Below are 13,173 nucleotides of genomic sequence, written 5' to 3'. Positions count from 1 at the left end.
ATTAAAAAAAACAAGCCTAAGTAAATTTATAATGTATGAATAATAAAAATAATGCAGTAACCATATTTCTTGATGCATTAAATCATCCATTTAGAACAGAAATAGAATTGTTAAGACAAATTATTTTAAACTCTATTAACGGTTTATCTGAAAATATAAAATGGAATGGTCCAAATTATTATTATGATGATGCTGATAGAATTACGATGAAAATTCATCCGCCAAAGCATGTTCAATTAATTTTTCATCGTGGAGCAAAAACATTAAACCAACCAAAAAATAAAATAATAAACACAGACTCTAGCGTTATAGTTTGGAAGGAGAATGATAGAGCTGTAGTTACTTTTAAAAATTTAGCTGAAATTGAAAAAGGAAAAACGGATTTAACAGATATTGTAAAAAAGTGGATAATAGCAACAAAAAACCTTTAAATTAAACTATTAAAGTTACCAACCACTAAAAACTTCACTTTTAATACCATCCCATTCTTCCTTCAACATACCATAACAGCAGGTGCTGCGTTTAAAACCATCAAGCATCAAGGTGTCTTTTCGTAAAATACCCTCAAGTTTAGCCCCTATTTTTTCAACAGCTTTTCTAGATTTTATATTGCGTTCATCAACTCTAAATTCAACTTTATCAAATTTCAAAGTTTCAAAAGCGTATTGAAGCATTAAAAACTTCATATTCATATTAAGACCACTTCCTTGAAATTCAGTTCCAATCCAAGTCCAACCAATATGCAACACCTTGTTGTGCCAATTAATAAGTCCGAAACGCGTGCAACCAGCATAGGTTTCTGTTAGCTTATCAAAAACAACAAACGGTATGGATGTTTTATGGTAATAATCATCAATGGCTGTTTGTACATAAGTTTTTAAAGCTTCAGGCGTATCAATTTTACTAGGCGAGTAGTATACCAAATTTGGTTGTTGTGCTATAGCAATAAGGTGTTTGTAGTTACTCATACCTAAAAGCGTCAATTTTACTCGGTTATTTTCTAGGGTTGGTATGGTCATGTTTATGGTTTTGGAAGCAGAAATCGAATTAATTAAAGTTTGTTTTTTGTTTTCAATCGCTTGTCATTTTTGTACTTTTACAACTGCGATTAAAAATACACCATTTCTATGAAATTTACCAAAGAAGACATTATAGCTAAATGTAATTTAGCAAGTAAAAATACCCTAATGGAAACCTTGAATATAGAAGTTGTAGATTTTGGCGACGATTTTTTAGTAGCACGCATGCCAGTAACTGCTAGGGTACATCAACCAGATGGCGTATTGCATGGTGGTGCTACAGCAGCTTTAGCCGAAAGTGTTGGTAGTTTTGCATCACATATTTTTATTGATACCGATAAATTTTTTGTACGCGGTATAGAAATTACAGCAAACCATTTAAAAAGTGTTACAGAAGGATTTATTTATGCTAAGGCGACGTTTATTCATAAAGGTAGAACAACACAATTACTTGATATTAAGGTTATAGATGAAACTAATAACTTAATATCAGTTTGTAAATTATCAACTATTTCATTACCCAAAAAGAGCTAGTTAATGATTTTTGAAGATTTTTTTACCCGTATTGAAACGCAATACACCCATCAATTACCATTTGTTGTTTACAGAAAACCAAGAGAAACAAGCGTAAATGCGTTGTTACAAACCACTAATGATTTGTATGAAATAAACGATTTTACTGAAAAAGGCTTTGTTTTTTCACCGTTTGATGATACAGAACCATCGGTTTTGATACCAGAAAACCAATCTGAAACATTAATAACTACCAATGTTCCGTTAAGCACAGTCGAGACGTTTAAAACGAATGACAGTTTTCATGCTTTAGAAGAAGAAAAAACCTTTCATACAAACTTAGTAAACAAAGGCATTGAAGCTATAAATAATAATCAATTTAAAAAAGTAGTGCTTTCTAGACAAGAAACGGTAAACCTTTCCGAAGCATCGTTTCTTTCAATTTTTAAAAATCTGTTAAATACATATCCGTTAGCATTTGTATATTGTTGGTACCATCCAAAAGTAGGGTTGTGGTTAGGTGCAACACCAGAAACACTTATAAAAATTGAAGGCAATCAATTTTCTATTATGGCTTTGGCTGGTACACAAGTTTACAATGATACTTTAGATGTGACTTGGGGAACAAAAGAATACAACGAACAACAATTTGTAACCGATTTTATAGTAGATAGTTTAAAACCTTTGGTTGAAAGTGTTACCGTATCAAACACAGAAACTGTTAAAGCAGGCAATTTGCTGCATCTAAAAACAATGATTTCTGCAAAATTAAAATCCAATGCAACTTTACAAACCCTTATTTCGGCAATTCATCCAACGCCAGCAGTTTGTGGTTTGCCAAAACACGAAGCAAAACAATTTATTTTAAAAAATGAAAATTATAATAGGTCGTTTTACACCGGTTTTTTAGGTGAATTAAATTTGGAAACTATAAAAGCACCAAGGTCTGGAAAGCGAAATATAGAAAATAGAGCGTATGCCATAACCAAAAAGCACACACAACTTTACGTTAATTTACGTTGCATGCAACTGGTTGATAAAAATGCAATTATTTATGTAGGTGGCGGCATAACTTCAGGTTCTAAGGCAGATAAGGAATGGGAAGAAACCGTTTCAAAATCTTTAATTATTAAAAATATCCTGTAAATAGTTAATATTAAGCCCTATTTATTACTTTTACATATTATTTCTATTATATGATTTATCCAAAAATTCCTCTCGCACAAACGGTTATCGAGCTTTTTAAAGCCAAAGGAATAAAACATATTATTATTTCTCCAGGTAGCAGAAATGCACCATTAACTATTGGTTTTACTAACAATCCGTTTTTCACATGTTACAGTATTGTAGACGAGCGTAGTGCTGCCTTTTTTGCATTAGGAATAGCACAACAACTAAAAGTGCCTACGGCAGTAGTATGTACATCGGGTAGCGCATTAGTAAATTACTATCCAGCAGTTACCGAGGCTTATTATAGTAACATACCTTTAGTAGTAGTATCTGCCGATAGACCAAAACATTTAATTGGTATTGGTGATGGACAAACTATAAATCAAAAAAATATTTTTGAAAACCATATTCTATATTCTGTAAATTTAAAGCTAGATGTTAAGGACGAAAATAATATTCCTGAAAATGAAGATTTACCTATTTTAAAAAACTTAGAAGGAAAATTAGAACGGTTTTTAGGTTTGCAAAAAGATATACAAACACATAATGAAGAAGAAATTAATGAAGCTTTAAACTTTGCTTTAGTAAAAAAAGGTCCTGTACATATTAATATTCCTTTTGATGAACCGCTTTATGAAACCGTTGAAAAACTGCGTGTAAACCCAAAATCAACAAAACCAACCATAAAACCAAAAGTTATTGAAGACTATGTGTTGAATGAATGTTTGGAAGATTGGAATTCTGCAGCAAAAAAAATGATACTTGTAGGTGTTAATGGACCAAATGAAATAGAACAAAAATGGTTAAATGAACTAGCAGAAGATGATAGTGTGGTTGTATTTACTGAAACAACTTCGAATTTGCATAATGATAGTTTTTTTCCGTCTATAGATCAAATTATTGAACCATTAACAGAAGAAGAAAAAAAAGCACTCCAACCAGAAATACTATTAACTTTTGGAGGCTTAATAGTTTCAAAAAAAATAAAAACCTTACTACGTAAATTTCAACCAAAATACCATTGGCATATTGATGAAAAAATGGCAAACGACACATTTTTTTGTTTAAGTAATCATATAGACGTATCACCAAACCAGTTTTTTTCAACCTTTTTACCTAAAATAACACATTATGTAAAAAGTAATTATAATGCCACATGGAAAGCAGTAAAAGAACAACGTTTGCAAAAGCATGACGTTTATTTGAAAACCATTCCGTTTTCCGATTTTAAGGTTTTCGATATGTTGTTTAAACACATTCCAAACAATCAAATATTACAAATAGGAAACAGTTCGGCTATTCGATATTCGCAACTTTTCAATGTAAATAAAACTTTAGAGGTGTTTTGTAATAGAGGCACTAGTGGTATAGATGGTTGTACATCTACAGCCATAGGCTGTGCTGTGGTAAATAGCAAACCAACTACTTTAATTACAGGCGATTTAAGTTTTCTATACGATAGTAATGCTTTATGGAATAACTACATTCCTAAAAACTTCAGAATTATTGTCGTGAATAACCAAGGCGGCGGTATTTTTAGAATTTTACCAGGGCATAAAAACAGTAATAATTTTGAAACTTACTTTGAAACTACGCATAATTTAGATGCCAGACATTTATGTAGAATGTATGGTATAACATATAAAAGTGTTTCAAAAGAAAAACCTTTGGAATATTTTTTAAAAGAGTTTTTTGAAGAAGGCGACCGACCTAAATTATTAGAAATTTTTACTCCAAAAAATATTAACGACGAAGTTTTATTACAATATTTTGAATATTTGAAGTAAATTCTTGTGACTTTATTTTTTAATTGTGTCTAAAATTTAGTTATCTTTAGTACAGTTATCAATTTAAGTAATTTATTAACATATAAAAACAAGTATTTATTATGAGTAAACGTGATGAACTTATTGCAAAGTATGCTGCAGATTTAAAGGAAAAATGTGGTGTAACAGCAGACATGGATTTATTAACCAAAGTAACTATTGGTTGTGGGCCATCAATTTATAATGCCGATGCTTCAACAGTTTCAGGATCGGATGAAGCTGAATTAGCAACCGTTAAAAACAATTTTTTAATTAAGAAATTAGGATTAAAAGATAGTCCAGATTTAGATAAAGGTATTAATGCAGTTATAGAGCAATATGGTAAATCTAACCGTAATAAATACAGAGCGGTTGTTTATTATTTATTGACAAAACATTTCAAAAAAGAATCTGTTTATTAATTTAAAGAGTTTTTTATTTTAAATATACTCAAAAAACTTAGTTTGTGTACTTTAAAAGCAAGTATGCCCGCGTTAGGGAGTGAACTGGAAAGCCCACAGCGACGCAGGAGCGCGGACTTGTAAGGAAACGCCCGACCCGATAGGGTAACGCCCTAATACATTTGTTTAAAAATAAGAAGAATAGTGTTACATTTGTAGCATGATAAAAATTGGGCAAGTTAATACGCTAGAAATACTACGCGAAACCGATCACGGTGCGTATTTGGTAGATACTGAAGATAATGAAGTTTTACTACCAAACCGCTATGTGCCTGAATCGTTTAAAATTTGGGATAAATTAGACGTTTTTGTTTATTTAGATAATGAAGAACGCCCTGTAGCTACTACCGATATGCCATACATTATGGTAGGAGAATTTGCGTTACTAAGGTGTAATGCGGTTACTGAATATGGCGCATTTTTAGATTGGGGTTTGGTTAAAGAATTGTTTTGCCCCTTTAAAGAACAAGCTTTTGCCATGAAACCTAAAGGGTGGTATTTGGTGTATTGTTATTTAGATGAAAAAACTGGAAGACTTGCAGCATCAAGTAAAACCAATAGTTTTTTAGATAATAAAGTACTTACTGTGAATCAGTTTGATGAGGTTGATTTAATTGTGTCGCACCCATCAGACATTGGTATGAATGTGATAGTTAATAAAAAGCATACTGGTTTAATTTACAAAGACCAAATTTTTACAGAGATAAGTGTAGGCGATAGGCTAAAAGGTATTGTTAAAAAAATACGACCAGGAAATAAATTAGATATTTCGCTTGGACAAATAGGCTACAGAAATATTGAACCAAATGCAGAACGCATTTTACACGAATTGCATGATAATAGTGGTTTTTTGAATCTTACCGATAAGTCTGATCCTGAAGCAATTAAGAATGTGCTTCAAATGAGTAAAAAGAACTTTAAAAAAGCAATTGGAACACTATACAAACAACGCCAAATTGAAATAAAACCAGATGGTATTTATTTAGTTTAGTACGTTTTGTTCTGAGTTTAATGTGTTTTGAACCCAAAATTCTGCTTCATTTAAAGAGGAAAAGTTTTGTTTGTTGAAATTAAAAAAGTAGCTTTCAACATTAAATACTTTTTCGGCAAATAGCGTATAAGTTACTGTTGCATAAGCTTTAAGTGATTTGCATGTGTTAAATAATGGTGCATCTGTTATTACTATTGAATAAGAATTTATTCTATGACTTATCAAACCAAAATCATTTTCTCCAAAATACGTTTTTATGTATTCTCTAACAACTTCAAAATTGTTATAATTTATTTCTACACCTTCTTTAAATTCTGTTATTAGGTAGTTTTCAAAAAAATATAAATCACCTAAATCAATAGTTATATGTTTTTTAGCTTTTTTATATATAGGCAATTCTTTAATTGACATGTTTATTTTTTTTTACAAATGCGAGTGCAAATATACTATGCTTGCATAATATATTTGAAGTTAAAATAATTATTATTGATAATTTATGTTATTGACAATTAACCTATTAATAAAATATTAATTATGCTGTTATTTTAATATTTATTTATAAAAAGCACTTTTTTTAGAATAATTATTAATTTAGATTTAGTGTTTAACTGGTTGTTTATCAATTGAAAAGAATTGTAAAAGCGCGTTTGGAAGTTTTAAACATATTTTTTTGTGCCTTTATTACAATGTAAAAGCATGTAAGTTTACATAAGATAGTATGTTGCGGAAACAATTTTCATATTTTTGTTTTATGATACATCAAGATACTATAGTTGCTTTAGCAACACCATCTGGCGCAGGTGCCATTGCGATTATACGTTTGTCTGGAAAAGAGGCAATTACTATTACAGATGGTTGTTTTAAATCTGTTTTAAATAAAAAAACACTAAGTAGCCAGAAAACGCATACTATCCATTTAGGGCACATTGTTGATGGTATAAAAACTATTGATGAAGTATTGGTGTCTGTATTTAAGAATCCAAATTCATACACTGGTGAAGATGTGGTTGAAGTATCATGTCATGGATCAAATTACATTCAACAAGAAATTATACAATTGTTTTTAAGAAAAGGTTGTAGAATGGCAACCGCTGGTGAATTTACATTACGAGCCTTTTTAAACGGTAAATTAGATTTAAGTCAAGCAGAAGCAGTAGCCGATTTAATTTCTTCCGATAACGAAGCCTCTCATCAAATAGCTATGCAGCAAATGCGAGGAGGTTTTTCATCTGAAATTGCAAAATTGCGTGAAGAACTTTTAAATTTTGCCTCGTTAATAGAGTTAGAACTAGACTTTGCAGAAGAAGATGTCGAGTTTGCCGACCGTACCCAATTTAAAACTTTGGTAGATCGTATTATTTTGGTTTTAAAACGTTTAATAGATTCGTTTTCGGTTGGTAATGTTATTAAAAATGGCATTCCAGTAGCCATTGTTGGCGAGCCTAATGTTGGTAAATCAACCTTATTAAATGCGTTATTAAATGAAGAACGTGCCATTGTTTCAGACATTGCAGGAACTACACGCGACACTATTGAAGATGAATTATCTATTGGTGGTATTGGGTTTCGATTTATAGATACCGCAGGTATACGCGACACCAAAGATGTGGTTGAAAGCATAGGCATCAAAAAAACCTTTGAGAAAATAGAACAGGCACAAGTGGTTTTATTTTTAGTTGACGGTTGTCAGTTGGCAGTTGATGGTAAGCTAGATTTCTTATTAGTTGAAATAAACAAAACACAAAATCAATATCCTCAAAAAGCTCTAATTGTTATCATCAACAAGAAAGATTTGCTTTCTGGAGAAACTATAAATACCATCAATACCAAATTAACAACCAACAACCAACAACCAACAACTATATTTATTTCTGCTAAAAACAATGATGGTGTTGATGATTTAAAAAATGTATTATTATCATTTGTAAATACAGGTGCTTTGCGTAACAACGATACTATTGTTACCAATTCTAGGCATTACGACTCCTTATTAAAAGCCTTAGAAGACATAGATAAAGTAAAAATAGGTTTAGAAACCAACCTTTCAGGCGATTTACTAGCTATTGATATTAGGCAAGCACTATATCATTTTGGCGAGATTACTGGTCAAGTAACGAATGATGAGTTACTAGGTAATATTTTTGCAAACTTCTGTATCGGGAAGTAATGTAATTCCCCACCTTTGTGATAATATCAAATGATACTATCATAAATAAAATCGAGTTTACGAGATTGCATCCGACAGTATTATAAAAAATATTAAATAGCGGATGAAACCACCTTATAACATCACAGAAAAAATTGTAGCGTTAGTGGCTTCTATTTCAGAAAAAATAGGAGAAATTAACGCTACTCATTTATTTAAACCCGCTACTGAATTACGAAAGAAAAATAGAATCAAAACCATTCAATCTTCTTTAGAAATTGAAGGCAATGCACTGACTGAAGAACAAATCACGGCTTTATTGGAAAACAAAAGAGTTTTAGCACCTCAAAAAGATATTTTAGAAGTTCAGAATGCCATAAAAGTATATGAACAACTCAATACATTTAATCCTTTCCAATTAAAAGATTTAGAAAAAGTGCACACTATTTTAATGAGTGGATTAATTGAAAATGCAGGAAAATTAAGAACTACCAAGGTTGGGATTGTTAAAGAATCAAAAGTAGAACATATGGCACCAAGTGGAGCCATGGTAAAGGGTTTGATAAAAGCCCTTTTTGAATATTTAAAAAAAGACAACGATTTAATCCTCATCAAAAGTTGTGTATTTCATTATGAATTTGAATTTATACACCCATTTTTAGACTGAAATGGAAGAATGGGCAGATTGTGGCAAACCTTAATTTTAATGCAACAATATCCAGTTTTTGAATACTTACCTGTTGAATCACTCATAAAGCAAAAACAAAGCGATTATTACAATAAATTATCCGAATCTAATAAAAAAGGAAATTCGACACCTTTTATCGAATTTATGTTGGAAATTATTTTAGAGTCATTAGACGGAACACTTCATACAGAAGACAAAATACGTTTATTTAAAGAGAAAATAGGCAAAAACACGTTTAGTAGAAAAGATTATATGCAGAGTTTTAAAAACATATCTGCACCAACAGCCAGTAGGGATTTAAAATGGGCAGTTGAACAAAATCTTTTAGCTAAATTTGGAGCATTACGATTAACAGAATATCAGTCTAAGTAATTTATTTATTGACCAATATTTTCGCCTATTTTCAAAGCTTTTAACAATCATTTGGCACAAGTACCCTTATAATGCTGAAAATTGCAAAATAATTAAAAATTTTATTTCAGGAATAAAATTTTGTTAAATTAACTGATACATAATTAATTACGATAGTTAATATCAAATTTTAATAATTATGAAAAAAGCTTTTATTGTGATTTATATCTTACATAAAAGAAAAATATCGGATGTATGTTTAAAAAAATTCGATAAAACGATTGTTTTTAACGATAAATTACATAGATTTGTGTTTTAAATCCCTAAATCGTACATATGAAAACAAGAATTATTCTTTTTAGTGTTGTGCTATTTTTAGTAGCAGGTGTAAGTTTTGCTCAAAAAAAGAGTGAAGCAAAAAGCATTATTAGTGAAAAAGTAGCTATTAAAAAGTACCATAAAAAGGAAGAATTGGAACGCATGCAAAAAGGAGAGCTTTTAACGCTTTATTCAGAGCGTATTGAAGTTTTAATTAAAACATTACCTTACATTGCTTTTGCTACAAAGCCTGGCATTACTATGGAAACTCTAGGAATTCCTAATGATAATGATAATAGAAAAGTGCTAGATAACCAGTTTGAAGCAACTGATGATTATTTAAAAGCAACCAATGAGTTTCACGCTAGAATATTACCATATTCTGACACAAGTAAGTTAATTTCTGCAATCATATTTTATGAAGAAATAATGAAATCATTGCATGAATATAGTGCGTATCATTAAAAAAACACCAACTAACCAAGTATACTTTAAATTGATATAGTATTATATAAAATCAATCTTAATCAATAAGATTGATTTTTTTTATTCCACATATTAATAATAACAAGTAATACATTGTATGCTGTATTTTGTAAGAAAACGTGTTTTTTAACTTTTGAATATGTATTTCATCGATGATTACAAGTGAAAATTTTATATATTTTATGTATTTTGTCGAAATATTTGGTATTTCATGGAATATTTTAATAGATTTGAGCATTAATTCGTCGAAAAATCGTATTTAGCTTTTAACAAGAAAAAATATTTAACTATGAAAATCTTTACTAAACTGGCATTTATATACTTATTGGTAATAGGGCATGTTAATGCGCAACAAGAAAAAGGAATTATAGGATCCAATAATTGGTTGTATAACTGGACAGAGTTTAAACCAAACCAAAAACAATATGACGAACCAACCCAAATATTAACAGGTAACATAGATAAAGATACCAAGTTATCTAAAAGAGAAACATATATGCTTTTAGGTAATGTATTTGTAACTAATAATGCCACTTTAACTATTGAACCAGGAACTGTTATTTTAGGTGATTATGCATCTAAAGCATCATTAACAATTTCTAAAGGTTCTAAAATAATTGCAGATGGTTTAGAAACAGATCCAATAATATTTACCTCTAATAGAGGTGTTAAACGCTCTGGAGACTGGGGTGGTTTAATACTATTAGGAGATGCACCTACTAATAAATTTGGAAACGGTTCTGTAGCTTCTTTTTATGACGATTTACAGCAAACAGCTTATACAAACACAAATTATGGTGGTACAAATGTAGAGAGCAACTCGGGTATTTTAAAATTTGTTAGAATTGAGTTTGCTGGTAAAAGAGTTAAAAACGACGATTATTTTAATGGATTATTATTAGCCTGCGTTGGTAGCAAAACAATTATAGAAAATATTATGGTTAGCTATTCAGCAGGTAACTCTTTCGAGGTTTGGGGTGGTGAAGTTTGTTTAAATAAACTCGTATCTTTTAGGTCGAATAGTAACGATTTTAAGTTTAACTATGGTACACAATGTAAAATAGATAATTCATTAGCAATACGTTCACCTTATATTTCTAGTAGTTCTGCAGCTAGATGTTTACAAGTAGCATCATACAATAATAAACAAGAAGTAGATTTTTCTAAAAAAGTAACAAAAGTAGAAGCAAAAAATCTAACATTTTTAAATGATAGTGAAAACTTAAAATCTGATATAGAAAAAGGATTAGTAAAGGAAGCTGTTTATGTTGGTCAAAACGCGAAACTAGATATCAATAAAAGCGTTATTTCTGGTTTTAATCCTGCAGTAGTATTGCAAAGTTCTATTGCTATCAATCAAGAAAATTTAGAAAAAATAAAGTTTGTTAACATGTATTTTAATAACTGTAAAGGAAACATTTTTGTAGAAAACGATTCTAATAATGAAGATTTAGAAAACTGGTATGGAAATACATCGTTTTTTAATGTGTACTCTAAAAGTAATAATGCTGAAACGTTTATTGATTTTTCAAATGAAAAACGACCAGATTTTAGGTTACGAATTAATAAAATAATTGCCTCAAAAAGTGGGGTATATGCTAAAGAAGATTTAGGCGTTAATAATTAAAAAGTTGTATAAATTGTAATAATGAGCTTAATAAAACGTATAATATTTATATTTTGACGGATTTCAATCTTATAATTTTAAGAAGTTCCTTTTCTAGTGCTTGCACAAATCCATACAGTTTCTAGACGTTTTATTTACAAGAAAAATATAAAGCCGTACGTATGAGAAACTTTGTTTTTAGTTACTTTACTATCCTATTTTTTTCTTTAACACATACCGTTAAAGCGCAACTTGTTATAGGTAAACCTAGTTTAGGATTTAGTCAAGCTTGTGCAAGTCCATCTTTCAACACCTATAATGCCACGTTTACATTTTCGCCAGAAACGGCATTAAGTGCTACCAATCAATTTATTATAGAGCTTTCTGATGCTACAGGTAGTTTTACAAGTGCAACAACAATTTATACGTCGGCACAAGGTGCTGTTACAGTTTCACCAGCAACCTTAAGCTTTTCATTGCCTAATACAACTGCTGGAGAAGCTTATAAAATTAGAATTAAAAGTACTGCACCAGTAGCAACTAGTGTGCCTTCAAACGCATTTGCAGCCTACTATAAAATTCAAGACAAACCTTTTTCAATAAACAATTTAATTTCAACAGGCGCATATTGTTCTGGAGGAAGTTATGTGTTAACTATTGATAACCCTGGAACTGCTGATAACGATTCACCTTTAAAATATCCTTCATTAACTTTTAATTGGTATAAAGAAACAAGTCCTACAACATCAGTTTTTGTTGCTTCAGGTGAAACTTTAGCGGTTAATGCACCAGGCACTTATTTTGTAAGGACCAATTATGGCACGTGTACGTCCGATTCATATTCAAATCGTGTAACGGTAAGTGAAGCTACATCGGCAACCACATCGTCTATAAGTTCTAGTTTGGGCAATCCATACTGTTCTAGTGAAGGCGCAACCACATTAAGTGCTATAAAAGGTAATACTTACCAGTGGTTTAAAGATGGTAAAGCTATTTCCGGTGCAACAAATCAAATGTATGTAACCAATGAAGCTGGCGCATATTCCGTTGCAGTAAATTTAGGAAGTTGTACTACAAACGCATCCATTAATTTAGAAAATAGTGGTTTTACAAGTAGTATAGATGTGCCTGAATTTAACACAATAAACGATGGTGAAACACTAGTAGCAACTGTAACTACAGATGCTTCTAATCCGCAATTTGAATGGTTTTTAAATGAAAATCTTATAGCATCAGCAACTAGCAATAGTTATGAGGCAACCCAAATGGGCAGTTATAAAGTAGTTATTACGCAAACAGATGGTTGTGCAGCTTCAAGTGAACATACATTTTCTATAACCGAACCGTTTCCAGATGTGGCAAACATACCTAATTTAATAAGTCCTAATGGTGATGGTATAAATGACACTTGGGTTATTCCGCAACTCTATGTGGCAGGCACAAATACCGAAGTTATTATTTTAAGCGCTCAAGGAAAAGTAGAACTTCAAACAACCAATTATCAAAATGATTGGCCTCAAAATCAAATAAACTTTAAAGATATTAATCCTGTTTATTATTACATCATAACCACTTCAAATAATAAAACAAAAAAAGGTTCCATTACGGTCGTAAAATAG

General features: G+C 30.6%; 12 protein-coding genes and 1 pseudogene. 11 read left to right on the top strand and 2 right to left on the bottom strand.

All coding sequences use genetic code 11. From position 1 onward, the window contains the following. Nucleotides 1-35: 35 nt before the first annotated feature. Entirely contained in the window at nt 36-431 is a 396-nt protein-coding gene (locus tag ACFQ1R_RS01860; RefSeq protein ID WP_379924411.1) for a DUF1801 domain-containing protein, read from the top strand. Between the two features lie 15 nt (nt 432-446). On the opposite strand, the gene ACFQ1R_RS01855 is transcribed toward ACFQ1R_RS01860, so the two are convergent. After that, the gene (locus ACFQ1R_RS01855) at nt 447-1,019 is read right to left on the bottom strand and encodes a GNAT family N-acetyltransferase (protein WP_379924410.1); all 573 of its coding nucleotides are present in this window, start codon (nt 1,017-1,019) and stop codon (nt 447-449) included. Nucleotides 1,020-1,127: 108 nt separating this feature from the next. Between ACFQ1R_RS01855 and ACFQ1R_RS01850 the strand changes: the two genes are divergently transcribed. From ACFQ1R_RS01850 to ACFQ1R_RS01830, 5 genes are all read left to right on the top strand, one after another. Continuing rightward, a complete protein-coding gene (locus ACFQ1R_RS01850) occupies nt 1,128-1,553 on the top strand; it encodes a PaaI family thioesterase (RefSeq protein WP_379924409.1) in 426 nt (141 codons plus the stop codon). Nucleotides 1,554-1,556: 3 nt separating this feature from the next. Then, the gene (locus ACFQ1R_RS01845) at nt 1,557-2,678 is read left to right on the top strand and encodes a chorismate-binding protein (protein WP_379924408.1); all 1,122 of its coding nucleotides are present in this window, start codon (nt 1,557-1,559) and stop codon (nt 2,676-2,678) included. A 50-nt stretch (nt 2,679-2,728) separates the two neighbouring features. After that, nucleotides 2,729-4,489, top strand: a complete 1,761-nt coding sequence (menD, locus tag ACFQ1R_RS01840) for a 2-succinyl-5-enolpyruvyl-6-hydroxy-3-cyclohexene-1-carboxylate synthase (protein WP_379924407.1) — start codon at nt 2,729-2,731, stop codon at nt 4,487-4,489. A gap of 101 nt (nt 4,490-4,590) precedes the next feature. Next, on the top strand, nt 4,591-4,929 hold the full coding sequence (locus ACFQ1R_RS01835) for a DUF2853 family protein (protein WP_379924406.1): 339 nt from the start codon (nt 4,591-4,593) through the stop codon (nt 4,927-4,929). A gap of 199 nt (nt 4,930-5,128) precedes the next feature. Beyond that, the gene (locus ACFQ1R_RS01830) at nt 5,129-5,959 is read left to right on the top strand and encodes a CvfB family protein (RefSeq protein ID WP_379924405.1); all 831 of its coding nucleotides are present in this window, start codon (nt 5,129-5,131) and stop codon (nt 5,957-5,959) included. Here the strand turns inward: ACFQ1R_RS01830 and ACFQ1R_RS01825 are convergent. Next, nucleotides 5,951-6,370: a hypothetical protein gene (locus ACFQ1R_RS01825; protein WP_379924404.1), complete on the bottom strand. Its 420-nt coding sequence runs from the start codon at nt 6,368-6,370 to the stop codon at nt 5,951-5,953. The two genes, ACFQ1R_RS01830 and ACFQ1R_RS01825, sit on opposite strands and share 9 nt — an antisense overlap. Before the next feature lie 340 nt (nt 6,371-6,710). On the opposite strand from ACFQ1R_RS01825, the gene mnmE reads away from it, so the two are divergent. The 5 genes and pseudogenes from mnmE (at nt 6,711) to ACFQ1R_RS01795 (ending at nt 13,173) form a co-directional block, all read left to right on the top strand. Next, nucleotides 6,711-8,126, top strand: a complete 1,416-nt coding sequence (gene mnmE / locus ACFQ1R_RS01820; protein WP_379924403.1) for a tRNA uridine-5-carboxymethylaminomethyl(34) synthesis GTPase MnmE — start codon at nt 6,711-6,713, stop codon at nt 8,124-8,126. A 103-nt stretch (nt 8,127-8,229) separates the two neighbouring features. Beyond that, nucleotides 8,230-9,165 (top strand): annotated as a pseudogene (locus tag ACFQ1R_RS15845) (Fic family protein). Nucleotides 9,166-9,480: 315 nt separating this feature from the next. Next, nucleotides 9,481-9,927 (top strand): hypothetical protein, encoded by a 447-nt coding sequence (locus tag ACFQ1R_RS01805; protein ID WP_379924400.1) that lies wholly within the window; start codon nt 9,481-9,483, stop codon nt 9,925-9,927. A 310-nt stretch (nt 9,928-10,237) separates the two neighbouring features. Continuing rightward, on the top strand, nt 10,238-11,575 hold the full coding sequence (locus ACFQ1R_RS01800) for a hypothetical protein (RefSeq protein WP_379924399.1): 1,338 nt from the start codon (nt 10,238-10,240) through the stop codon (nt 11,573-11,575). 161 nt (nt 11,576-11,736) lie between these two features. Beyond that, the gene (locus ACFQ1R_RS01795; RefSeq protein ID WP_379924398.1) at nt 11,737-13,173 is read left to right on the top strand and encodes a T9SS type B sorting domain-containing protein; all 1,437 of its coding nucleotides are present in this window, start codon (nt 11,737-11,739) and stop codon (nt 13,171-13,173) included.

It is taken from the genome of Mariniflexile jejuense, from assembly GCF_042675665.1.
GTDB lineage: Bacteria > Bacteroidota > Bacteroidia > Flavobacteriales > Flavobacteriaceae > Mariniflexile > Mariniflexile jejuense.
The sequence above is the reverse complement of the archived record's forward strand: the minus strand, read 5'-3'. Positions and strand labels throughout refer to the sequence as shown.

Coding starts and splice junctions, on each gene's coding strand:
- ACFQ1R_RS01845 (WP_379924408.1), top strand. CDS start 1,557: ATGATTTTTGAAGATTTTTTTACCCGTATTGAAACGCAATACACCCAT.
- ACFQ1R_RS01835 (WP_379924406.1), top strand. CDS start 4,591: ATGAGTAAACGTGATGAACTTATTGCAAAGTATGCTGCAGATTTAAAG.
- ACFQ1R_RS01825 (WP_379924404.1), bottom strand. CDS start 6,370: ATGTCAATTAAAGAATTGCCTATATATAAAAAAGCTAAAAAACATATA.
- ACFQ1R_RS01850 (WP_379924409.1), top strand. CDS start 1,128: ATGAAATTTACCAAAGAAGACATTATAGCTAAATGTAATTTAGCAAGT.
- menD (WP_379924407.1), top strand. CDS start 2,729: ATGATTTATCCAAAAATTCCTCTCGCACAAACGGTTATCGAGCTTTTT.
- ACFQ1R_RS01830 (WP_379924405.1), top strand. CDS start 5,129: ATGATAAAAATTGGGCAAGTTAATACGCTAGAAATACTACGCGAAACC.
- ACFQ1R_RS01805 (WP_379924400.1), top strand. CDS start 9,481: ATGAAAACAAGAATTATTCTTTTTAGTGTTGTGCTATTTTTAGTAGCA.
- ACFQ1R_RS01800 (WP_379924399.1), top strand. CDS start 10,238: ATGAAAATCTTTACTAAACTGGCATTTATATACTTATTGGTAATAGGG.
- ACFQ1R_RS01860 (WP_379924411.1), top strand. CDS start 36: ATGAATAATAAAAATAATGCAGTAACCATATTTCTTGATGCATTAAAT.
- mnmE (WP_379924403.1), top strand. CDS start 6,711: ATGATACATCAAGATACTATAGTTGCTTTAGCAACACCATCTGGCGCA.
- ACFQ1R_RS01855 (WP_379924410.1), bottom strand. CDS start 1,019: ATGACCATACCAACCCTAGAAAATAACCGAGTAAAATTGACGCTTTTA.
- ACFQ1R_RS01795 (WP_379924398.1), top strand. CDS start 11,737: ATGAGAAACTTTGTTTTTAGTTACTTTACTATCCTATTTTTTTCTTTA.